Genomic DNA, 22702 nt, shown 5'->3' with positions numbered 1-22702 from the left:
AGGCTTGCGCCAGACCGCTCCATAAATCGACCATGCGAGACTGGCCCCCTCCCCCGCGCGGCTGGGCGCGCCCAACCGTATTCGCGGGCAGAGTGTCAGGACATTTTGTCCGACGCCAGACCCGTCAGACACGAATGTGCCCGTCGCGGACAAGCTGTCCGCAGATTTTCGTGCGCCACGTTAGGGGCAGGACAAATTGACCGCGCGGGACTTTGCTGCTGTCCACCAAAGCCCGGAGTCAAGGTGCGTAGCACCGCCGGGCAGCGCCCGACCGCCCCATGGGCGGGCGCTTCCTCACCGTATTGAGATCCAAAAACCCCACGCCAAAGCCGAGACATAAAGTGGCAGTCACGGGCGTCGTGATGCCCACCCGCGGTCGGGCGCTGCCCTCAGTGGCAAGCCCCCCATTCCCCCCTCACCAAACCGCATTTGTCACTTGACCCCTCAACCCGCCCTCGCGAACAATCCCCCCATGCTGCGCCTGATCCTTGCCTGTGCCCTGTTCCTGCCCCTGCCGCTGCGCGCGCAGGACGATCCCACGCCCTTGCAGCGCACCGATCTGATGTTCCAGATGGCGCAGACCGTGCAAAACTCGGGCGCTGCACAGGCGGTGCAACAGATCGCCCTGCGCCTTGCCGCCAAGGAACAGGGGCTGGAGCCGCTGGCCATCGCCCGCCGTGATCTGGTCGAACGCATCGCCCGCACCCGCGCCGACCCCGCGCTGGACGACGCCACCCGCCGTCAGCGACTCGAAGAACTGGACGTCGCCCTGCGCGTCAACGATCAGGCGCTGGCCAAGGGGTTTCCCGCCTACCTCGACATCGTCGCCCCCGACCCGCTGACCATTGCCGAGGCGCAGGCGCTGCTCGACCCCGACGAGGCGCTGATCCAGATGCATCAGGGGCAGAACTGGCTGACGCTCTGGCTGATCTCCAAGCGGCACGTGCTGTGGCACCGCTTGCCGGTGACGCACTCCGACGCGGTGGAACTGGTGGCGATGTACCGCGACACCATGGGGCTGACCGGCACCCTGCGCGCCGCCGCCGCGCTGGACGATGCACCCACCGCCACGCAGCCCTTCAACACGCGGCTGGCGGCGATCCTGTACCAATGGCTGTTCGCACCCTTTCAGGCCGAGCTGGCGCAATACCCCCACCTGATGATCGTCGCGGACAAATCGTGGATCGGGATGCCCTTTGCGACCCTGCTGACCGATCCGGCGCAGGCGGGCACCGACCCGACCCCCGACATGCTGCGCCGCGCCAGCTGGATGCTGCGCGACCATGCCATCACCATGCTGCCATCCGCGGTCAGCCTGCGCGCGGCGCGGGCGCACCGCCCTGCCCCGCTGCCTGACAGCGGCCTGCCCACCACCACCCTGCTGGCCATCGGCGATCCGGTGTTCACCGGCAGCCAGGGCACCGACGCCGTGGTGCGTGCCGCCACCGGCACCGTCGATGTCAGCCAGCTTGCCCCCCTGCCCGGCACCCGCCGCGAGGTCCGCGCCATCGCCGCTGCCTTTGACCAAGGCCGCGCGCAGGTGTTGCTGGGCGCGGATGCCTCCGAAACCACGCTACACACCATGGACCTGAGCGACCGCGACGTGATCGTCTTTGCCACCCACGGGCTGATCGCGGGCGAATTGCAGGGGCTGGCCGAACCCGCGCTGGCGCTGACCCCGCCCGCCACGATCACCGGCACCGATGACGGATTGCTGACCGCGGGCGAGGTTGCGGGGCTGACGCTGACCGCAGATTGGGTGGTGCTGTCGGCCTGTAACACCGCCGCCGGTGATGGCGCAGGGGCCGAGGGGCTGTCGGGGCTGGCCCGCGCGTTTTTTGCCGCAGGTGCACAGGCCCTGCTGGTCAGCCACTGGCCCGTGCGCGATGATGCCGCCGCCCGCCTGACGGCATCCGCCTTTGCCGAAATGCGCGCCCACCCCGACCTGCGCAAGGCCGAGGCAATGCGCCGCGCGATGCTGGCGCTGATGGACGACACCAGCGACCCCAGCCTGTCGCACCCCGTCGCATGGGCGCCGTTCTTTGTGGTGGGCAACCGATGATCCGGCGGCTGATCCCCGCGCTGCTGGCGCTGACGCTGGCCCAGCCGGTGCAGGCGCAAAGCCCGGCGGACCTGCTGAGCGACGTGGACAGGATACTGGACGAAAGCGGTGGCCTTGGCCTTGACGTGGAGCTGACCCGCGCCCTGCGTGCCGCCCGCGCACAGGGACCGCTGGACCCCGACTGGGCGCAGGTGATGGTCGTCACCGCCAGCCTGATCGCCACCGGCTTGTGCAAGGCCGAGCGCGCGCTGGACCTGTATGACAGCGCCCTGACCGTGGCGCAAAACGCCCCCGAGATGCAGCAATTCGTGCGCATCTGGCGCGCCTATACCTATGCCTATTTCGGCCGCCCCGATCTGGCCCGCGCCGATCTGGACCGCGTCACCGTGGACCCCGCGACATACCTTGAAGGGGACTATGCCACACAGTTGCAGGGCTGGCTGGCGGGTCCGGTCTCGGTCAGCGACAGCCCCGGTTTTCTGAACTGCACCGAAGTGGCCCGCGACGCGGCGGATCTGTTCAACGCGGGCGATCTGGATCAGGCACGCAGCCTGCTGATCGGGCTGAACCTGCCCGAGGTGCTGGCGCAGGAACCGCTGGTGCGCATTTCCAACCTGTCGACCCTGTCCCTGCTGGCCGTCATCAGCGGGCGTATGGGACAGGACGACAGCGCCGTGTTCGACCGGATCATCACCGACCTGTCCGTGCCCGACGTCACGCCCCCCACCCTGCGCCCCGAAATGGTCGCCGATGCGGGGCACGCGCAGATGGTGGCGGATGTGCTGGACATGGTGGTGAACAGCGACCGCACCGGCGGATCGGCGTCGCGCCGCGCCACCGCCCAACGCTGGCTTGACGGGCTGGCCCCGCAGGACGCGCAGGCCGAGATACGGGCGTTAAGCTTTGCCGTGAACGATTACCGGATCGCAGGCGACTGGCCCCGCGCCGCGCAGACGGTGCAGGCGCTGCTGGCCCTGCCCGATCTGGACGCGGATGTGCGCGCCATGGCCGAGGTTGAGCTGGTCGAGCTGCAATCCTACATCGCCGTGGCCGAGGGGCGACCCGTCGACCACATCGCGCTGGCCAACGCCTTTCGCGCGGTGTTCGACACCGACGGCATCGCCGCCGCCGTGCGGGTGGACGTGGCCGGCCGGCTGGTGGGGGCCTTTGACCACGCGGGCCACGGCTATCTGGCGCATGTGGCGGGGATCGAGGTCTGGCAATACATGCGCGACGTGCAACGCGCCACGGCACAGGCCGGCGCGTCAGTGGCGGGTCAAGGCAAGACCCTGCGCGCCACCGCCGACATCACCATCGCAGACGGGTTCGACGTGGCCGCCCAGCCCCCCGACGGCACCCCGCCCCCACCGGGCCTGTGCCAAGAGGTCGTGGGGATCGAGCTGTGCACGATTGTCCTGCAACAGCCCTAAGGCCACAGTGACACGCGCAACGCCAGACGGCACTGTGCATCCCTGTCGAAAGGAACATGAATGAACGACCAACTGACCACCGGACAGTGCCTGTGCGGGGCGGTGACATTCCGCATATCCGGCACATTCGAAAGCTTTTTCCTGTGCCACTGCAGCCGCTGCCGCAAGGACACAGGCACGGCCCATGCGGCAAACCTGTTTTCGTCCAAGGCAACGATCACCTGGCTGTCAGGCACGGACCGGATCAGTACATTCACGCTGCCCGGCTCACGCCATGCGAAAAGCTTTTGCAGCACCTGCGGCGCGGCGCTGCCGATGTCTCAGACGGACGGCGGGTTTGTTGTCGTGCCGGCGGGATGCCTGGACAGCCCCATCGACCTGCGGCCCACCGCGCATATCTGCATGGCCGACCGCGCGACCTGGGACAATGATCTGGAGGCCATCCCAAGGATGGACGGCCTTCCGGGCTAGGCGCTTATCCTGCGCCGCTTCGTGTCACCCAACCCTCAAAGCGGATTGCGCTCTGCAAACGTGCGGAAAAACGCCAGAAACGCCTTGTCAGGGTCTGTTGCCGGTGCGCGGTCCTTGGCCCATGCCCGCCATTCCCCCTCGACGTGGTAAATGTCAAACCCCGGATGCCGCAGCCGCGCCGTCTCGTAGGTCTCCGACCGCAGCGCCTGCCCCCGCGCCTCCAGCCAGCCGGGCCGCGCGGGCACCGTATCGCCCTGCGTCCGCTGCTTGCGCCCGACCTTGGAAAACTGCAACTCGCGCTCAGCCGTTGCCGTGCCGCTGGCGTCCTTGGCCCACCAGCGCAGTTCCACATGGGTCACCCGCCGCCCGGTCTTGATCGGCTCGACCGACACCACGTAATCGCTCAGCGCGTTGACCTCGACCAGCGCAGGCTCGATCGCCCGCAGCTTAAGGTTCGACCACGAGGTCAGCTTGCCCTTGGGCACGCCCAGAATCCCGCGCAGATCCTCCAGGCTGAACCGTTCCGACGACCGCCACCGCAGCTTGCCGCGTTTCTGGATCATCTCGTACAGGGTCAGCGCATATTTCGACGACAGCGCGAACATCACCTCGCGTTGCAGGCGGGCGAACACGGTGCTGTCCTTGATGATCTTGCGCAGACGGGTGGGAATTTCATATTCGAACAACCCGTCGCGGCGGCTGGATTCGATGTTCCCGCCCAGCAACTGCACCCGCTCAATCGCGGGCGCCCCGTCGCGGGTGATGCGCACCTTGACGATACAGGCCATCAGCCGTTCGATGGATTCGCCCACACGGTCGTTGGAATTGTGCGACCCGCGCAAATCGCCCTTGGAAATCACATGGGTCACCGGCTTGTCGATGGCATCCCAGGCGTTTTCCAGAAGCTGGTTGTAAATGCGCCGGTCGGCCAGCGTCAGCGGTGTGACCTCGACAAGGTCCACCAGCTCACCGGGTTTCACCAGCGTGTCGGCATTGGGCCGCGCTTCGACCGTGCGAACGGGTTTGGGTTTCACGTCCTTCGCCATTGGACTTACCTGCTCAAACTTACTTTTGTAGTTGTTGTCGTGTAAGCTATCACGAAAGGGCCGATTGGTAAATCACCCGAAACGTAAGCTTTGATTCGGGTCAAAACAGGCACCCGATTCGCATCACACTGGAATTGTTGCAGAAAATGGGGCCTTTTTCACCCCCCCGGGAGGCCCCCCGATATGTAAGGTTTCGCACCGCCCCGATCCGTAAGCCGACAGGCCCCAAGACGTAAGAACACCCACCCCCAGCCGTAAGCCAAGCGGCCCCGATATGTAAGCGTAGAGCCTGTTTTAGGCGTGTTTTCAGCATATTACCCTCCATGAACAAGAACTATAAGAATCCAGAACCAGACAGGGTTTTTCATATTTGATTTTTGTGGGGTGTTGCGCGTTTCGACAGATCACCGCACGCACCGGTAACCCAAAGCTTACAAATCGGGTGCACCGTGCCGAAACCCCTGTAGAATGATGGTGTTGGGCCGGTGATACACGCAAACTTCCACTCTTTGACGGCTGAACCCCCAGCTTGCGGTTTTTCGGGCGTCTATCGTGAAACTTCGCACTTTACCATCTGGCCCCAAGGGTTCATGATTCGGCGCATCCTCATTGTATTGCGAGCCGTCATGGACAACCCTGCCCTTCCCCGCGTCCGTCTGGAAGACCTAGAAAACCTCGCCCGCCGCGCCGACACCGTGATCGGCCGGCTGCGCGACCGCATCTATGCCCCCGGCACCGAGAAACAGTTGGACCTGCGGTTCCCCGTGCGCCGCGCCGCCGAGATGGTGGGCCGCAGCGAAAAGGCCATCCGCGACGCCGAGGACGATGGCCGCCTGCCCGCCCCGGACAAAGACCCCGAAACCGGCCGCCGCACCGGATACGAGCTGGCCGACATCAACCGGATGCGCGCGCTGTTCGGCACCCTGCCCCACCGCGCCGACAGTGACGAGGCGCTGGTGCTGGCGGTGCAGAACTTCAAGGGCGGCGTCGGCAAATCCACCGTCGTCTGCCATCTGGCGCAATACCTGGCGCTGAAAGGTTACCGCGTCTGCGTGATCGACTGCGACAGCCAGGCCAGCACCACGTCGGTGTTCGGCCTGAACCCCGATGTCGACGTGGACGAGGACGAGGACACGCTGTACCCGTTCTTCCGCCACGGCGGCCCGACCTCGTTGCACTATGCGCTGCGGGCGACCTATTGGCCGGGCATCGCGCTGATCCCCGCGAACCTGGGGCTGTATGACGCCGAATATGAATTCGCCGCACGGATGGTGCGCGAACAGTCGTTCGTGCTGGACCGTCTGCGCGACGGCATCGCCACGATCCGCGATCAGTTCGACGTGATCCTGATGGACCCGCCCCCTGCCTTGGGGATGCTGTCGCTGTCGGTTCTGCGTGCGGCAGACGCGCTGGTGATCCCCGCGCCGCCCAACAACATCGACTTTGGCAGCACCGCGCATTTCCTGAAAATGATGGGTGCCACGCTCAAGGAACTGGCCGCCGCCGGTGGCCCCCGCGACTATGCGTTCCTGCGCATTCTGGCGACCAAGATGAACGACAACAAATCGGCCCACACCGCGATCAAGCGGATGATGGACGCGGTGTTCCCCATGGACATGATGAGCGCGGTTCTGAAAGACAGCGCCGAGTTCGACAACGCCGCCGCCGATCTGGGCACGGTCTATGAAATAACAGGCCCTGCGACCCGCACAGAGACACATAAACGCTGCCGGGCCTATCTGGATTCTGTCAACCGCGAGATCGAATTGCTGATCCGCAAGACATGGCCCAGCCACCACGCCGATCTGCGCAAGGAAGGACTGTTATGAGCAAGAAACACGACGCCCTGTATGATGATGTTCTGGGGAACCTCGACGCACCGGAACCCGCGCCCGCCGCCGCCGAAGTGGCCCGCGGCAGCCGGTTCCTGAAACGGTCAACCACCATCGCCGATCACGTCACCGGCGAAATCGAAGAGAAAACGCTGCGCTGGGTCGACCCCGCCGATTGCGTCATGTGGGACCGGCACAACCGCGCCTATGACCTGCTGACCGAAGAAAACTGCCGCGACCTGATCGACGGCATCCGCGCTCAGGGCCGTCAGGAATTTCCCGCCATCGTGCGCCGCAAGGGGGACGCCTACGAGGTGATCTGCGGCGCGCGGCGGCACTTTGCCGTCAGCTGGCTGCGGGCGAACAATTACACCCAGTTCAAATACCTGATCGACGTGCGCGACCTGACCGACGAAGAGGCGTTTCGCCTGGCCGACATCGAAAACCGCGACCGCGAGGACATCTCGGATTACGAGCGCGCGATTGACTATGCCGACGCGATCAAACGCTATTACGGCGGCAAGCAAAAGGCGATGGCCGCCCGGCTTGAGGTCAGCCCACCGTGGCTGTCGCGTTACCTGGCGCTGGCGGATTTGCCCGGCGACGTGGTCAAGGCGTTCACCTCGATCCGCGACATCAAAGAACGCCATGCCCGCGATCTGAAGCCGCTGTTGGCGCGGCCCGAAACCGGTCAGCTGGTGCTGGAAGAAGCCCGCGCGATCATCCGCGAACAGGCGCGCGGCACCACGCTGGACGGGTTCGAGGTGATCAAACGGCTCAAGGGGGCGGCCCGCCCGGCCTCTGTGCCGAAACCGCGTGCCGTGGATGAACGGCATTTCGTGCGCACGGGCGGCGTCAAGGGCGTGACCATGCGCAAAAAGGGCCGCTCGATCGTGCTGGAATTCGATGCGGACATCACCGACGATGCCCTGCGGTTCGGCTTTGAACGGGTGCTGGAAGACCGCAAGAAAAGCTGACCTTAGAAAAAGTTGCCCATGGGCAACTTTTCCATTTCAGGGGGGGCGGGCAAAAATTGCCCATGGGCAATTTCCCGAAAATCCGCCCCCTGCCCGCCTAGTTTCCCGCCACCGTATCAATGTCGAATTGCAGGATCGCAGGTGCCGGTCCGCTGTCATCTTCCAGCGCCACGGCCCCCCGTGTGACCTGACCGAAACCGGCATTGCGCAGCGACGCGGCAAAGCTGCTGGACTGGTCGTTGCCGCGCATCACCTCGACCGCAGACTGTCCCAGAAACCGCAGATCCTCGACCGCCGATTGCGGCTCGGCAGGCGTCAGGATCACCACCACACGGTCGCGGCCAAAGGCGTCGTCGGTGATGCGGAACAGCCCCTTTTTCAGCGTGTCGCCGGGGTGCAGCCGCCCGCTGTAGAAATGGGTGATCGCGTAATCCGACCCGATGTGCAGCACGTTGGCGTCCACCGGAAACGCCTCGTTGTTCTGCGCCAGCACGTGCACCTGATCGTCGGGCACCAGCACCGGCACAGCCACCGTGTCCAGATCACGCAGATCGCGCTGTTGGCGGGTCTTGGTTTGCAGGCGCAGGTCCACGTTCAGGTCGGTGTCGCGGTACTGTCCGCCCATCCGCAGCAGGTTGATGGCGCGGCCCATCTGGGTCAGCGAATCCTGCATCAGCGCGGCCACCTCGGCGGGCTGCCGGTCTGTGGTCCCGACCGAGGGCGTTTGCGCGGCCTTGGACGGCTCGAAATACCCCGTGCCGGGCAACAGCCAGATGGCATCGGGCCGCGTGCTGTCGGGCATCACCGCCAGCCGCACATCGGCATCGGCCCCCGCAGGCACCAGCACCAGCCGACCGCCCGCGTCCTGTTCCAGCAGGTCCAGCGCTGCGGTCACTGTGGCGGGCACATCCCCATCCGGCCGCGCCACGCGCAGGGTGAAATCGACCACATCGGCCAGCTTGCGGGCATAGCTGCCCTTCGGCACCTCCGCGACATCCAGTGCAGGCAGGCCGTCATGCGCGACCGGCTCCAGTTCCGATGTGAACGTGTCGGTGAGCGTCACCTGCGCATAGCCCACGGCATCGCCGATCGCACTGGCCGCAGTGGGCAGCAGTGCGACAATCTCGCCCTGAACAATGTGCTGCAACTGCCCCGCGCGCAGGGTCAGGCCAAAGGCCCCCTCGCGCACCGGCCACTGGTGGATCTGCTCCCCAGCCTCGCCCGAGAACACGTAGCCGTCCAGATCGCCCTCGAACATCGGGGTCGACAGCGCCAGGTTCTGCACCGCGTATTTGCGCAGCACTTCCTGACCCAACTGGCGATAGGTCACGCCGGGGTTTTCGGCCAGGGTTTCAAAAATCGTATAGGTGAACACCCCCTGCGACACCCGTCCGGGCGCGCCACGGGGCAGACGTTTTTCCGGCGTCGTCTCGGTGGTCTGGGCCGCGAAAAACGCGATGAACGCGCCGTCGCCTTCGCCGCCCTCGACCGGGCTGGCGGGGCGCGCGCGCGGGTCGGGCAGGGCGCGCGATGTTGCCTCGGCGTCGGCCATGGCGGCGTCGGGCACACCCAGCGCCGACGGGTCCAGCTTGCGCATCCGCACCTCTTCGCCATCCGCAGGGGCGGCGCGGGTGACGGTGCCGGAATGGCAGGCGTCGAACACCGCCCAGACGGTCGCGCCCTTGGCCCGCAGGCTGCCGATCAGCACGCCGATCTCGTCATCGACCAGCGCGTTTTCCACGCTGCCGACGCTGTCGTCCCAGGCCCCGATGTCGACCGGCAAAAACATCTCGTCCAGCCCGTCCTCCTCGGTTTCGGGGTGCAGCGCGGGGGCCTGCGTGCCGTGGCCCGAGAAATGCAAATAGACGAAATCGCCCGGACCGACCCGCGCCGCCATCGCGGCAAACCCGTCGCGGATGCCCTGCAATGTCGGTGCGCCCGCGCCCTCGACGCCATCAGCCAGAACGGTCACGTGGTCGGCGGCAAAGGGCACCGGCGCGCTGTCCGTCAGATAGGTCCGCACCAGCGCCACGTCGTTGGCAGGCCCTTGCAGCCAATACCGTTCCTCAAGGTTGTCATAGGTCGACGCGCCGATCAGCAGCGCAAAGTTTTCGGCCAGCGCGGGCAGGGGGGCCAGCAAGCTTAGGGCGGTCAGCGCGGGGCGCAGCAGGACGCGTCCCATCAGTTCGTGATCAGCGCATAATCGGCGCTGCCCCCGCTGGCGTTCTGCACGGCGATGGTGAAATCGCCGGTGCTGCGCGGGCTCCACCCGCAATAGGCGATGGCGCTGGCGTCGGTGTCGGAACAGACCAGCCGCCCCTGATCGTCGGTGACCTTCAGGTTCAGGTCGTTGCTGCCCTTGGCCTCGACGTAGATCTCGGCATAGGTGCCGCCCTCGAACGGCACGGCGCGGTATGTGTCGGTCTGCCCGCCGCCGATGCGCGCGTTGTTGTAGACGGGGCCGCTGACCACGCCCTTGGTGTTTTCGGACGCCACGTCGTCGATCAGCCCCAGCATCATGTCGTCGCCTGCCGCCAGATCCCGCGCGGTGGCCAGCATCGCATCGGCATCCAGCGCGCCGTCGCCGGGGGTGCCATCCTCGGCCATGCGGTCGGTGGGGGACAGGCCCAGACCCCGGCGCATTTTGGCGGCGGCCAGCACCAGCAGCGGATCGCGGGTGGCGACGCCGGTGTCATAGATCACACGGCTGGCCTCGGCCTGTTTCAGTGGGGCGGGGTCGGCGGCCAGCGCAGGCAGGGCCGACAGGATCAGGGCAGCGGTCAGGGCGGTAAAACGGGTCATCTGAGCATCCTTGGAAATGGGTTTTTGGTTTGGAATTATGGTAAAGTTAGCGATGTGCGGCCCACCTGCCAAGCGGGCGCATTTTCATGACGGTATTTTTCACATGAACGGGCGGGGATTCCGGTTTAGATTGGAATGACATTGATGAAAGATATTCTATGCGATTGATATTATTGGCTTTATTGCTGTGCATCGGCGTATTCCCCCGCCTTGCCACGGCCCAGATGGCCCCACAAGCCGCCGCCCGTGTGCTGGACGCCACCCTGATGCTGCGCAGCGCCGACGGGCGGGATCGTTTCCTTGGCTCGGGCTTTGTCTTTGGCCGCAACGACCGCGCGGTGACCAACGCCCATGTGGTCGGCAAGGCGGCGCAAGTGGTGGCGGTGACCCAGGACGGTACGCGCATCGACGCCACGGTGATCGCCGTGGACGAACAGCGCGATCTGGCGGTCCTGCAACTGGCCACGCCGCATGATACGGTGTTGCAGCCTGCGTCCGGCGTTGCGGTCGGGCAGGGGGTCTTCGCCACCGGCGCCCCGCTTGAGGCGGCGTTCACCCTGACCCAGGGGATCGTGTCCGCGCTGGCGCGGCAGATCGACCCGACGCAGCCCGTGGGCTATCTGCAACATTCCGCAGCCGTCAATCCCGGCAGCAGCGGCGGGCCGCTGGTGGATGCCGCAGGCGACGTTCTGGGCATAAACACCCGTATCAGTGACGGTTCGCGCTTCTTTGTCGGCATCGCTTACGCCGTGCCGGTCGCGGATGTGGCTGACTTTGTCGCGCACGGTGCGCTGCCCGAATATCCCCCGCTTGGCGTGCAACTGCGCCCGCTGGTGCCACGGATCAAGGCGGCCTTGGGCTATGACGGCACCGGCACGCTGGTGGAACAGGTGCAGCCCGACACGCCCGCCGATCTGGGCGGTGTGATGGCGGGCGATATTCTGACCATGGTGGACGATCATGCGATCACCACGCCGGGCGATCTGGCCTTTGCGCTGGCACAGGGCGGCACGCATATGAGGCTGACGGTCTGGCGGGGAAATCAGGCTCTGACACTGGCGATTTCGCGCACATCCGCCCAGTCCGACATCACCCCCGCGACCCCGCAACAGGTGCAGCGCCGCGATCAGTACAAGCTGACCGACATGGGGCTGGCCCTGGACGCGGACGGCACCATTCGCGCCGTGGTCAATCAGGGCGCGGGGTTCTTTGCGGGGCTGACGGGGGGCGACCGGATTGTCGCGATCAACGGCACCGCCATTGCCGATCTGCCCGATGGGTGGACCCGCGATTATACCTTTGACAAGCCTGTGTTGCTGCGCATCTCATTGCCGGACGGGGCGACGCGGCATTACCTGCTGGACCCGTGGGAGGACGGCCCCGCGCTGCGTCTGGCCAGCGGTGCCAACGTGCTGGACAAAGAGGTGGTAAGCTTTGACTGAAACAGACCGCATATTGATCGTCGAAGACGACACCGACATGGCCCGCGCGCTGGCCGAGGCGTGCAGCGAACTGGGCTATTCGCCTGTGTTAGAGACAACATGCGCCGCAGGATTGGCCACCGCCAAGGCAGGGCAGTTCCCGCTGGCGATCCTGGACCGGATGATGCCCGACGGCGACAGCATCGACATGCTGGCCGAACTGCGCCACGCCGGCACCATCGGCGCGATCCTGATGGTCAGCGCATTGGCGCACGCAGGCCACCGCAGTCACGGGCTGGACCGGGGGGCGGATGATTATCTGGCCAAACCCTTTGCCCCCGAGGAACTGCGCGCCCGCATCCGCGCGCTGGTGCGCCGGACCAAGGCACAGCCGACAGACAACGATTTTCTGGTCTTCGACGGGCTTGAAATCCGGGTCAAGGCGCGCACGGTGCATCACGGGCAGGACCACATTCCCCTGTCGCCCAAGGAATTCGAACTGCTGATGTATTTCGCCACCCATGCGGGCACTCCGCTCAGCCGGATGCAGTTGCTGGAACACGTCTGGAACCTGCATTTTGACCCGCAAACCAATGTGGTCGACGTGCATGTGGGCCGTCTGCGCCGCAAGCTGGAACAGCACACCGACCGCGCGTGGATTCACACCGCACGCGGGGCGGGTTACTGGTTCGGGCCGGAGGGGGCATGAGGAACGGCACCTTCCGCTCGGTCGCGCTGGTGGCGCTGGTGCCGCTGGTGATGGCCGTGGCGGGGGTGCTGGTGCTGCAATCGCAGTTGCGCGCGCGACTGGTCGAGGCAACGCAAACCCGCCTGCTGGCCGAGGCGCAGGGTTTTGCCGCCCTCTATGACCAGCGCCGCATCGTGGCCCTGCGCGAAGCAATCGCCTATCGCAGCACGCGCGGCGATCCGGCGGGCAGCGTCTATGTGCTGACCGACCGTGCGGGCGCTGTGCTGGCGGGCAATCTGGACGGTTGGCCCGATGGGATCGCGGTGCAGGACACGCCGCAACAGGTGCAGATCGACGGGCGCCCGTTTCTGGCCCGCGCGCAGGAGTTGCGCGGCGGCTTTGGCCTGTTGGTGGGGGTCAGCCTGTTGCCGGTGGAACAGACGCTGGGCCAGATGCGCCGCGTCTTTGCCGCCTTTGGTCTGGCGATGCTGTTTGCCGGTCTGGCCGCCGCATGGGGCGTGGCGCGGCAGGCACAGCGGCGTACGGCGCGGATGAACGCGGCGCTGGCGCAGGTCGGCGGGGCAGGGGGCCTTGGCCTGCGGATGCCGCGCGCGGGCGGGTCGGAGCACGCCGAACTGGCCGACCATATCGACGCCATGCTGGCCCGCATCGCGCATCTGTTCGACGCGCATCAACGGCTGGGCAACGCCGTGGCCCACGAAATGCGCACACCGCTGGCCCGCATCCGCACGCGGCTGGACGCGCTGGATCTGGACGCGGTGGCGCGCGCCGGGCTCGACGACGAAATTCGCGCCACGATCCGGCTGTTCGACAGCCTGTTAAGCATCGCGCAGATGGACGCCGAGGCGGGCAACACCACCACCCTGCACCCCGTCGATCTGGGCCAGATCGCGGCGGGTATCGTCGAGCTGTACCAGCCCGTGGCCGAGGAAGAGGGCCGTACGATCGCCACGAAAATCGACCCTGACACGCAGATATTGGGCGATGAACACCTCTTGGCACAACTGCTGTCGAACCTGATTGAAAACGGTCTGAAATACACCCGCACCGGCGACACCATCACCGTGACCGTCCGCCGCGACGGCGCATTGGTGCGCCTGCGTGTGCAGGACGACGGGCCGGGGGTGGACGATGCCCTGCGCGAACAACTGTTCACGCCCTTCGCGCGCGGTCATGACACGGGCGCGCAGCCGGGGCACGGGCTGGGCCTGTCACTGGTGCGGGCGATTGCGCTGCGCCACGGGGCTATCCCGCGTGCGCCCGCCACCGAAAAAGGATTTGCAATCGAAGTCGAAGCCTTGCACTTTTCCGCGCAGGAATAGCTGCTTAATCCATTTTTCCACATGCGCTTGGGGGCGCCTGACATGATTCATATCCGGCTTTGCACGGCGCTGGTCTGCGCCATGGTTCTTGCGGCCTGTTCGGCGCTGAACCCGCCGATCAACCCCTATCTGGCAGATCCCGGATCGGTGCAGGAACCTGACTTTGGCGGTGACGTGACGGGCCGCGACGATGTGTTCATCGGGCTGGCGTTTTCGGGCGGCGGCACGCGGGCGTCGGCGTTTTCCTACGGGATGCTGAAGGCGCTGCGCGATGCCACGCGAACGTCTGAGAACCCCGACGGGCTGTTGCGCCACGTGCGGCTGGTCACCGGCGTGTCAGGCGGGTCGGTCACGGCGGCCTATTACGGGCTGCACGGGCCGCGGGGCTTGGATGTCTACCGCGAGCAATACCTGATCAAAAACGCCGAAAAATACATGGCCACCGCCGTGTGGAACCCCGTGACGCTGGTCAAGGGGCTGTCGGGCGGGGCCAACGGGCGGCAGACCTTTGCGCGGTTCCTGGACGAAAGCATTCTGCACAAGGCGACCTTCCGCGACCTGTGGGCCAAGGGGCACGCGACCACGTGGATCAACGCGTCGGACGTGGCGAACAACACGCCGTTCCTGTTCTCGCAGGAAACCTTTGACGCGCTGTGCTCGAACCTGGCCGATCTGCCCGTGTCCGAGGCTGTTGCCGCCTCGGCCGCCTTTCCGCTGGTGTTTGCGCCGATCACCCTGGCCGCGCACCGCGAGGGCTGCGATTATTCCGAACCCGACTGGCTGACCGCGGCGCGGTTCAATCCCGAAAGCACCTCGGCGCTGCGGGCTTACGGCAAGGCGTTGGAGACCTACCGCGACCCCGACAAGATCAAGCTGGTCAAGCTGCTGGACGGGGCCATCACCGACAATTTCGGCACCACGGGCCTGTCGGTGGCGCGGGTCAAATCGCAGACCGCTTATGGCCCGATGACCGAGGAACAGGCCGTGCGCGTGAACCGCATGTTGTTTCTGGTGGCCAACGCGGGCGTGCAGCAGGATTACAAATGGAACCAGCGGCTGCGCGGTCCGGGCGGGGTGCAGTTGGGCATGGCGATCGCCAATTCGTCCATGGGGGCCGCAACGCGCGTGGGCTATGACGTGCTGCGGCTGACGCTGGACCAATACGCCGACGATCTGATCGCATACCGGTGCAGCCTGCCCGCATCGCGGGTCCGGGCGCTGCGCGGGTCGCTGGCGGGGTGGGATTGCAAGGACGTGAAGCTGTTCGTGGGGCAGGTGTCGTTCGAGGTGCTGGACAATGACCAGCGCGACGACCTGAACCAGATCCCCACGCGCCTGCGGCTGGACACGCCACAGGTGGACGCGGTGATTGCGGCGGGCGAACAGGCAACGCGGCTGACGCCGGAATTCAACGGCTTCCTGCGCGCGATAGACGCGGTGCCTGCCCCTGCGGATGCGCGGCGGATCGGGGCGCGGCGGATCACGCCGGGCAACTGACGGTGCCTTGGTGCCAATGCACCATAAGCTTGCACAGACGACCGGCTGTTTCGGGACATTGATCATGGCCGTCGTGAATGGCGGCTCATGGCGGACGAAGCGGGCTTCTGAAATGGAACGCGAAGCCGCGCATCGTCGGGCCGTGGTGCGGCGATCCGACCTCTGTGACTGGCACTTTATGGCAGCCAAGCACATCCGACATATCCGTCTTGCGCAACAGCAGCCAAATCGCCGTGCCGGCGGGCGGCCCGGCGATGCGCGGCGGCCTGCGGCCTTGATTCCGCGCGGGTGGAATGTGCAAGCTTATGGTGCATTGGCACTTGGGCTGTTTCCCGCCCGCGTTTCAAATGCCATGGAACGCAGGGCGGGGGGCGGTGGTTGTACCCTTAGAAACGGCGGGCAACGACCTGCCGAACATATCTGAGGAAAGGATCACCCAATGCCCAATATGAACAATGCAAAAATCCTGATCATGGCCACCAACGGTTTTGAACAATCCGAGCTGCAAGTGCCGCTGAAAGAGCTGCGCGATGCCGGTGCCACGGTCCACGTCGCCACGCTGGACGGCAAGGCGATCAAAGGCTGGGATCAAAGCGATTGGGGCGAAAGCGTCGATGGCGATCTGAAGATTTCGGACGTGAATGTCGATGACTATATCGCCCTTGTCCTGCCGGGCGGTCAGATCAACCCCGACATCCTGCGCGCCGATGAAACAGCCGTGCAAAAGGTCCGCGATTTCGTCGCAAACGACAAGATCGTCGCCGCCATCTGCCACGCGCCGTGGCTGCTGATCGAGGCGGGCGTGGTCGAGGGGCGCGAGATGACCTCGTACCATTCGATCCGCACAGACCTGAAGAACGCAGGGGCCAATGTGGTGGACAAAGAGGTGGCGATTTCCAACGGCATCATCACCTCGCGCAGCCCCGACGATCTGCCCGCGTTCGTGGCCAAGATCATCGAAGAGGTGAAAGAAGGCGAACACAGCCGCGACGTTGCGGCCTAAGCGCTCTACTCGCCTTTAAGGTGTGAACACGCGCCCCCATGCCAGCGATGGTGTGGGGGCTTTTGTGTTTTCGGGCCAGAGGCTTGGCCGGACAGATGAAAAACGCTGTTAGGATTGATCAGAGCCGTAGACGGAACGCCTTCCCCTTCGTAATCTTTGGATCATGTTGCACCGTATGATCCCCCTGCTGCTGGCCCTGTGGCCGCTTGGCACCCACGCCGAAACCCGTGCGGTTCTGGTGGGGGTTGGGGATTATCTGTATCTGGATGCGGATTTGCAGGGACCGGTGAACGACGTGGGTCTGATGGCCGACACGCTGATGCGGCGCGGTGTTGCGGCGGCGGCGATCACGGTGCTGTCGGACGACGCGGCGCGGGTGCCGGATGGCGCGGTGCGCGGGGTGCCGGACCGTGTGGCGATACTGGACGCTTTGGGCGGGGCGATTGCGGCTTCGGGCGCGGGCGATACGGTGGTGTTCTATTTCTCGGGCCACGGCGCGCAGGCCCCCGACCTGAACGGCGACGAGGGCGGCGGCATGGACGAGATTTTCCTGCCCCGCGACACGCGCGGTTGGAACGGCGGCATGGGGGCGGTGGAAAACGCGATTCTGGACGACGAATTCGGCACCTTCACCGAACAGGCCGCAGCCCGGGGGGTGCAGTTGGTGGCGATCCTGGACGCCTGCCATTCCGGCACCGGTTTCCGCGCGGGGCCGGATGGGGACGCGGCGGCCCGCTACATCACGCCCGCGCAGCTTGGCCTGCCTGACGATCAGGTCAGCGATGCGGTGGGGCAAGGCCAGGCCCCCGCAGGTGATTACGTGTTTCTTTATGCGGCGCAATCCGACCAGCGGGCGTTTGAATATCCCGTTGGCGATGCGCGCCTGTGGCACGGCGATTTCACCCGTGCGCTGACCTCGGTGATGCAAGAGGTGCCCGACATCACCTACACCGCCCTTGTCCAAGCCGCCGCCGCGCGGATGCGGACCGCAGGCGGGCAGGCGGCGCAGACGCCTGATGTCGAGGGGCCGCTGGCCGGTGCGCCGGTGATCGGCGGCGATGCGCCCGGGCTGTTGCGGATGCAGGTCGACGGCCAGACCCTGCGCGCGGGGCTGCTGGGTGGCGTGACCAAAGGGTCCATCGTGGCGCTGTACGCGGGGCAGTTGGACGACACCCCCGCCGGTCAGGCCGAGGTGACGGAAGCCCGCGCGACCGAGGCGGATTTGCGGTATCTGGACCCCTTCCCGACGGAAAAGGTGACCTATGCCCAGATCACCGACCGCGCGCTGGACACCTCGATTTCCCTGAATTTCAGCACCGAGGCGCAGGCGCATTTGCCTTACGGTTTTGACGCGCTGGCCGCCCGCGTGGACGTGCCGCTGGACGCTGCCACCCCGTCGCACCGCGTGGTTTGGGACGGGGCGCAATTTGCGCTGATCGGTCCCGATGGCGTGCTGGATGCGGGCGGTGACGGCACCAGCATCCGGCTGGGCGCGGGCGATGCCGACGCATTGGCGCAGCGCATCGGGCTGGCGGTGGGACGCTTGCGGCTGGAAAAGGCGCTGGCGCAGATGGGGCGGGGAACGGTCAAGACCGGCTTTGCCCTTGGTCCCACCGGCCCGACCGTCGGCTTTACCCTGACCACGGGGCGGATGCGCGGCGGCAAATGCGCCTCGCCCGACGGCACGCCGCAGCCGGTGACCGGACGGGCCACCGCACGGAATTGCGACGTGCTGGGCCTGCGCTATGACAACTCCACCGGCGGGATGCAGGACGTGACGGTCCTGTATATCAACGCCGACAACAGCATCACGACCCTGTGGCCCACCCGCAACCTGTCCAACCGGATCGAGGCAGGCGGCAGCCAGCAAATGGACTTTGCGCTGGTGGCCGATGCGGTGCTGCACGAACAGGTGATCGTCGTGTCGGTCCCCGCCGACCCCGGCAGCATGCGCACCACGCTGGCCTTTCTGGGCGGTGGCGGGGTGCCCGCCAGCAGCATGGGTGCCGTGGCCGAATATATGGCCAGCGTCACCGATCCGGCGCAAAGCCGTGGATTTTCACTGAAACCCAAGGGCGCGGATCTGTCGGTACACCGGCTGGACCTGACCCTGACCCCATTTCAAACAGGAGACTGACCCAAATGAGATTTCTACCCGCAGTGATGGCCACATTGGCCCTGCCATTGGCGCTGAACGCCCAGACGCTGGAATTGCCCGAAACACCCCCCGCCCAAGCCTCGCCCTTTGCCTATGCCGAAAGCGGCGCCAAGGCCGAAGCGGCCGCCGCCGCACAGGATGCCGACAGCGCAGGCCGTGTGATTGGCGGCGAAGAGGCCGCCGAAGGTGCGTGGCCGTGGCAGGTGGCCCTGCTGATCGCGGGCCAGCCCCAGACCGTGGACGCGCAGTTTTGCGGCGGGTCGATGGTGCTGGACACCTGGGTTCTGACCGCGGCGCATTGCATCCACATGCAGGACCCCAACGGCGTCTACCGTGACCTTGCCCCGCAGGCGATTTCGGTGCTGGTCGGCACCAACGAGATTGCCGAAGGCAAGGGCGACGCGGTGCCGGTCGAGGCGATCTATCGCCATCCGGGCTATGAAGGGACCGAGTTCGACAATGACATCGCCCTGATCAAACTGGCCCGTGCGCCCAATGTGCCCTACCAGACGATCAAGGTGCCGGATGCCGAATTTGGTGACCTGCTGGACCAGCCCGGCGTGCGCACGGTCGTCACCGGCTGGGGTCTGATCGAGGGCGCGAAACGCACCGATGTGATGCGTCAGGCCGAGATCCAGATGCTGTCGCGCGACCAGTGCAACCAGGTCATGCTGGAAGGCCGCGCCAAGGCCGCCGCCGAAGGGCTGAGCTATGCCGCCAAGGCGTTTGGTCTGAAAGACAACGAGGCGGAAAAGGTCTGGCAGGAGCTGATCACCTATGTCCGCGAACCGATGACCGAAAACATGATCTGCTCGGGCACCTTTGGCGGCGGCAAGGGGTCGTGTTCGGGTGACAGCGGCGGGCCGCTGGTGGTGCCGCTTGAGGACGGGACGTTCATTCAGGCGGGCATCGTCAGCTGGGGGCTGAGCAATCAGGCCACGCATTCCTGCCTGGAGACGGCGCAATTCTCGGCCTATACGCGGGTGTCGAATTACCTGCCGTGGCTGGACCAGACGATTAACGCGAACTGATGGGCGCGCGGGTCTGCATCATGGCGCTGGTGCTGGCGGTTGGGCTGGTCCCGACGCTGGCCCCTGTTGCCATGGCGCAGACCCATACGCCGGACAGCTATGCGGACTGGATCCTGGACCAGTCCAAGGCGATTCAAAGCCGTTTCTTTGCCGGCCAGCGCGCCGAAGCCATGGCCGCCGCCGATGCGCTGAACGCCGAGGTCGATAAATACGCCGATTTCATGGGCGATCACAAAGGGTTCTGGGTGCCCGATCTTCTGGTGCTTCGGCTGGCGATCGAGATGCGGAATTTCCAACAGGCCGCCGAAGTGGCCGCCCCCATGGTGATCGCGCTGGACACGCCGGCGGAGCATGACGGTGCGATGCGGGTCGAGGCGATGCTGCTGCTGGGGCGGGCGCTGTACTACATGGACGACTACACCGCCGCCGAAGCGGTGTTGCGCAGCTTCGTGGCGCTGGGGCTGGAGCCGGGCACGCAGGTCGATGGCCGCGACGTGACCGAGGCCGCCTATCTGCTGGCCCAGGCCGCCACCCGCGCCTTTGCCCCCGATGCAGCCGAAATCCGGCGCGATCTGCTGAACGGGTTTCTGGACCGGCCCGGCGGGCATGACGGGCTGTATCTGCGGCTGTGGTTGCTGGATTTTCAGGCGCGCCGCAGAGCGTCGCATGACGATCCGCAATTGCTGGCCGATGCCCGCCATGTCGCGGCGTTTATCGAAAACTCGGACGAGGGGGACATGGCGGAATACCAGCTTCTTTACGGGATGCTGGGCCGGATTTTTGCCGACAATGACGATTTTGACCGTGCGGTCCCGATCCTTCAGGCGCGGATGGATTTCATGCGCACGCAGGCCCCCGGCACGCCGGAATATTTCTGGGCCTCGCAGAACCTTGCGGGCATTCACAACCTTCAGGGCGATTTCCCCGCAGCGATGCGCACCGCGCAGGCGGCCTTGGGGGAAATGGACGCCTTGCCCGACGGGCAGGGCGACGATTTCGCCCCGGTGCGGTCAACGCTGGAACAGGTGATCTGGGTGGCCGCCGACAGGATGGGCGCGCCGTTGATTGCGCAAGAGGCGCTTGAGCGGGCCTATGTCGCGGTGCGCCAGACACGGTCGGCCAACAACCCCGCCGCACAGGAACTGGCCGTTCAGATGGACAAGACGCTGGTCGATCCGGCCCGCTTTGTCTATGCGGCCGAGCTGGGGTTGGACCGTCCCGGCGAAATCTTTGTCACCGCCGACGGCGATGATGTGGTGTCGGCGGTTCTGGCGGGGCGTTTTGCGCAGATCACGCTGGTGCTGGAGCGGGCCGAAGCCAAGGGCGAACTGCCCGCCGCGATGGCCGCGCTGAACCGCGCCTATATCGCGGCGCTGCTGGGGGACGTGGGCGACGGGCAGGCGCAACTGAAACGGGTGCGCGCGGCGCTGGCGGACGGACAGCACGAGGGGCTGGAGGCCGACCCGTGGCAACCGGATTTCGCCGAGGCGTTGCTGATGCTGTATGCGCGTATCTATGACGCCGATCTGGCGCTGGCACCGCTGGCGCGGCTTGAGGCGCGGGACGATCTGCCCGACATCATACAGGCCAACGTGCGGATGCTGCGCGCCACACAGTCGTTTTACGGCCATGACATGACCGGCGCGCGCAAGGTCTATTTCGACAATGCCGATGCGGATTTTGCGCGGGTCACGACCGACCCCTGGGGCGTGATCCTGGGGCTGGGGCTGCTGAACCTGGCGCTGGAACTGGACGATCTGGACCGCGCCCGCGCTTTTGTCGACAGCTATTCCAAACAGCTTGAGGCGACGCCGGACCGGGCGCTGGCGCTGGTCAGCACGCAGATGTTTGCCCTGAACGCCGACCCCGACGCGATGCTGACCGAACAGGGGTTTCAGACGATGGCGTTCCATCTGCGGTCGCTGGCGTCGATGTTGCCCGAGGAACACCAGTGGAGCGTGGCGGCGCGGTTCGCCTATGCCTCGGCGCTGGCGCGGCGGGGCGACCGGATCGAGGCGGCAGAGCTGACCCGCGCCGCGCTGGAAAGCTATCGCCGGTCACCCTGGCATCAGGAGGGCACGGCGGCGTTCCTGTCGGTGTCCTATGGCTGGCTGGTCTGGGGCAATGGCAATCCCGAGCTGGCGCAAAGCATCATCGCACAGGCCTATGCCACCCGCGATCCGGCGACATGGGGACCGCTCTACTGGGCCGAGGTCTGTTTTGCCCAGGCCTTTGTCCGCAGCTATCAGGGGCGGCTGGACGAGGCGCGCACCGTGATCGAGGAGGCGCTGGGGCAGACCGGAATGATGGCGCGGCTGACGCCCGCCAACGCCACCCGCCTGCACACGCAGCACGCCGATATCCTGGCGCAAATGGGGCTGACCGATCTGGCCGCCGAGGCCTATGACCGCGCGGTCGCGGTTGTGCCCTATCCCGAATATCAGGGCGGGCAGACCATGGCCGAGACCCTGCGCAAGCGCGCCGTGTTCTTTCACGATCAGGCACAGCCGCAGGCGGCCTATCTGGATATGGCAGAGTCCAACGCGCTGTGGTTCGACCGCTATGACCGCTATGCCAGCAGCGGCGCCGACGTGGCCCGTCAACCGGCCGAGGACCATCTGCGCGCAGTGGACGAGGCGGTCTTTGGCTGGGTTCTGAGCCAGTCGCTGGCCGAAGTTCAACCGCAGCAAGAATAATGGCGCGACAGCCCCCGAGGTAAGGAATTCCTGACGGTGTTTGTCATAAAAAATGTCTGGAAAACGCGCAGTTACGCTGACATGATCCAATCAATTACCCCACGATTACCACTTTTTTACCGAAAGGATTTCGACTGATGACACGTACCAAACTTCTCTCGATGGTGAGCGCCGCCGCCCTGGCGATGACACCGATCACCGCGCTGGCGCAGGACAAGTCCGGCGAGAACGTCCAGCCCACCGAA

The 22702-nt window shown here is 65.8% G+C and carries 16 protein-coding genes; 13 read left to right on the top strand and 3 right to left on the bottom strand.

Annotation, left to right across the window (positions count from 1 at the left end; translation table 11 throughout):
• Positions 1-472: 472 nt before the first annotated feature.
• From AAC077_RS19550 to AAC077_RS19540, 3 genes are read left to right on the top strand one after another with little or no spacing between them, the layout of a single operon-like run.
• The gene (locus tag AAC077_RS19550) at positions 473-2062 is read left to right on the top strand and encodes a CHAT domain-containing protein (protein ID WP_339773392.1); all 1590 of its coding nucleotides are present in this window, start codon (positions 473-475) and stop codon (positions 2060-2062) included.
• Positions 2029-3492: a hypothetical protein gene (locus AAC077_RS19545; RefSeq protein WP_339773390.1), complete on the top strand. Its 1464-nt coding sequence runs from the start codon at positions 2029-2031 to the stop codon at positions 3490-3492. The genes AAC077_RS19550 and AAC077_RS19545 overlap by 34 nt, the downstream gene beginning before the upstream one ends.
• Positions 3493-3552: 60 nt before the next feature.
• Positions 3553-3963, top strand: a complete 411-nt coding sequence (locus AAC077_RS19540; RefSeq protein ID WP_339773388.1) for a GFA family protein — start codon at positions 3553-3555, stop codon at positions 3961-3963.
• A gap of 35 nt (positions 3964-3998) precedes the next feature.
• On the opposite strand, the gene AAC077_RS19535 is transcribed toward AAC077_RS19540, so the two are convergent.
• Positions 3999-5009, bottom strand: coding sequence for a RepB family plasmid replication initiator protein (locus AAC077_RS19535; RefSeq protein ID WP_339773385.1), 1011 nt, complete (start codon positions 5007-5009; stop codon positions 3999-4001).
• A gap of 626 nt (positions 5010-5635) precedes the next feature.
• Between AAC077_RS19535 and AAC077_RS19530 the strand changes: the two genes are divergently transcribed.
• Positions 5636-6838 carry an AAA family ATPase gene (locus tag AAC077_RS19530; RefSeq protein ID WP_339773382.1) on the top strand — a complete coding sequence of 401 codons (1203 nt, stop codon included), beginning with the start codon at positions 5636-5638 and terminating at the stop codon, positions 6836-6838.
• The gene (locus AAC077_RS19525; RefSeq protein WP_339773379.1) at positions 6835-7818 is read left to right on the top strand and encodes a ParB/RepB/Spo0J family partition protein; all 984 of its coding nucleotides are present in this window, start codon (positions 6835-6837) and stop codon (positions 7816-7818) included. Before AAC077_RS19530 ends, AAC077_RS19525 begins: the two co-directional genes overlap by 4 nt.
• A 97-nt stretch (positions 7819-7915) precedes the next feature.
• On the opposite strand, the gene AAC077_RS19520 is transcribed toward AAC077_RS19525, so the two are convergent.
• The gene (locus tag AAC077_RS19520) at positions 7916-10000 is read right to left on the bottom strand and encodes a caspase family protein (RefSeq protein ID WP_339773376.1); all 2085 of its coding nucleotides are present in this window, start codon (positions 9998-10000) and stop codon (positions 7916-7918) included.
• Complete coding sequence (locus tag AAC077_RS19515) at positions 10000-10620, bottom strand: hypothetical protein (protein ID WP_339773373.1); 621 nt, start codon at positions 10618-10620, stop codon at positions 10000-10002. The genes AAC077_RS19520 and AAC077_RS19515 overlap by 1 nt, the downstream gene beginning before the upstream one ends.
• Before the next feature lie 224 nt (positions 10621-10844).
• Between AAC077_RS19515 and AAC077_RS19510 the strand changes: the two genes are divergently transcribed.
• The 8 genes from AAC077_RS19510 to AAC077_RS19475 all read left to right on the top strand — a co-directional run bounded on the left by AAC077_RS19510 (position 10845) and on the right by AAC077_RS19475 (position 22457).
• Positions 10845-12062 carry a trypsin-like peptidase domain-containing protein gene (locus AAC077_RS19510; protein WP_339773370.1) on the top strand — a complete coding sequence of 406 codons (1218 nt, stop codon included), beginning with the start codon at positions 10845-10847 and terminating at the stop codon, positions 12060-12062.
• Positions 12055-12750, top strand: a complete 696-nt coding sequence (locus AAC077_RS19505; RefSeq protein ID WP_339773367.1) for a response regulator transcription factor — start codon at positions 12055-12057, stop codon at positions 12748-12750. The genes AAC077_RS19510 and AAC077_RS19505 overlap by 8 nt, the downstream gene beginning before the upstream one ends.
• On the top strand, positions 12747-14072 hold the full coding sequence (locus AAC077_RS19500; RefSeq protein ID WP_339773364.1) for a HAMP domain-containing sensor histidine kinase: 1326 nt from the start codon (positions 12747-12749) through the stop codon (positions 14070-14072). Before AAC077_RS19505 ends, AAC077_RS19500 begins: the two co-directional genes overlap by 4 nt.
• A 42-nt stretch (positions 14073-14114) precedes the next feature.
• Positions 14115-15569, top strand: coding sequence for a patatin-like phospholipase family protein (locus AAC077_RS19495; protein ID WP_339773361.1), 1455 nt, complete (start codon positions 14115-14117; stop codon positions 15567-15569).
• 439 nt (positions 15570-16008) lie between these two features.
• On the top strand, positions 16009-16572 hold the full coding sequence (locus AAC077_RS19490) for a type 1 glutamine amidotransferase domain-containing protein (RefSeq protein ID WP_339773358.1): 564 nt from the start codon (positions 16009-16011) through the stop codon (positions 16570-16572).
• A 163-nt stretch (positions 16573-16735) separates the two neighbouring features.
• A complete protein-coding gene (locus AAC077_RS19485; RefSeq protein ID WP_339773355.1) occupies positions 16736-18709 on the top strand; it encodes a caspase family protein in 1974 nt (657 codons plus the stop codon).
• Between the two features lie 5 nt (positions 18710-18714).
• Positions 18715-19761, top strand: coding sequence for a serine protease (locus tag AAC077_RS19480; protein ID WP_339773352.1), 1047 nt, complete (start codon positions 18715-18717; stop codon positions 19759-19761).
• Entirely contained in the window at positions 19761-22457 is a 2697-nt protein-coding gene (locus AAC077_RS19475) for a hypothetical protein (protein WP_339773349.1), read from the top strand. The genes AAC077_RS19480 and AAC077_RS19475 overlap by 1 nt, the downstream gene beginning before the upstream one ends.
• The last annotated feature ends 245 nt before the right edge of the window (positions 22458-22702 follow it).

This window comes from uncultured Pseudosulfitobacter sp. (assembly GCF_963976325.1).
In the GTDB taxonomy this organism is placed as follows: Bacteria; Pseudomonadota; Alphaproteobacteria; order Rhodobacterales; family Rhodobacteraceae; genus Pseudosulfitobacter.
Note: the sequence above shows the minus strand (reverse complement) of the source record. Positions and strands in the feature narration are given on the sequence as shown.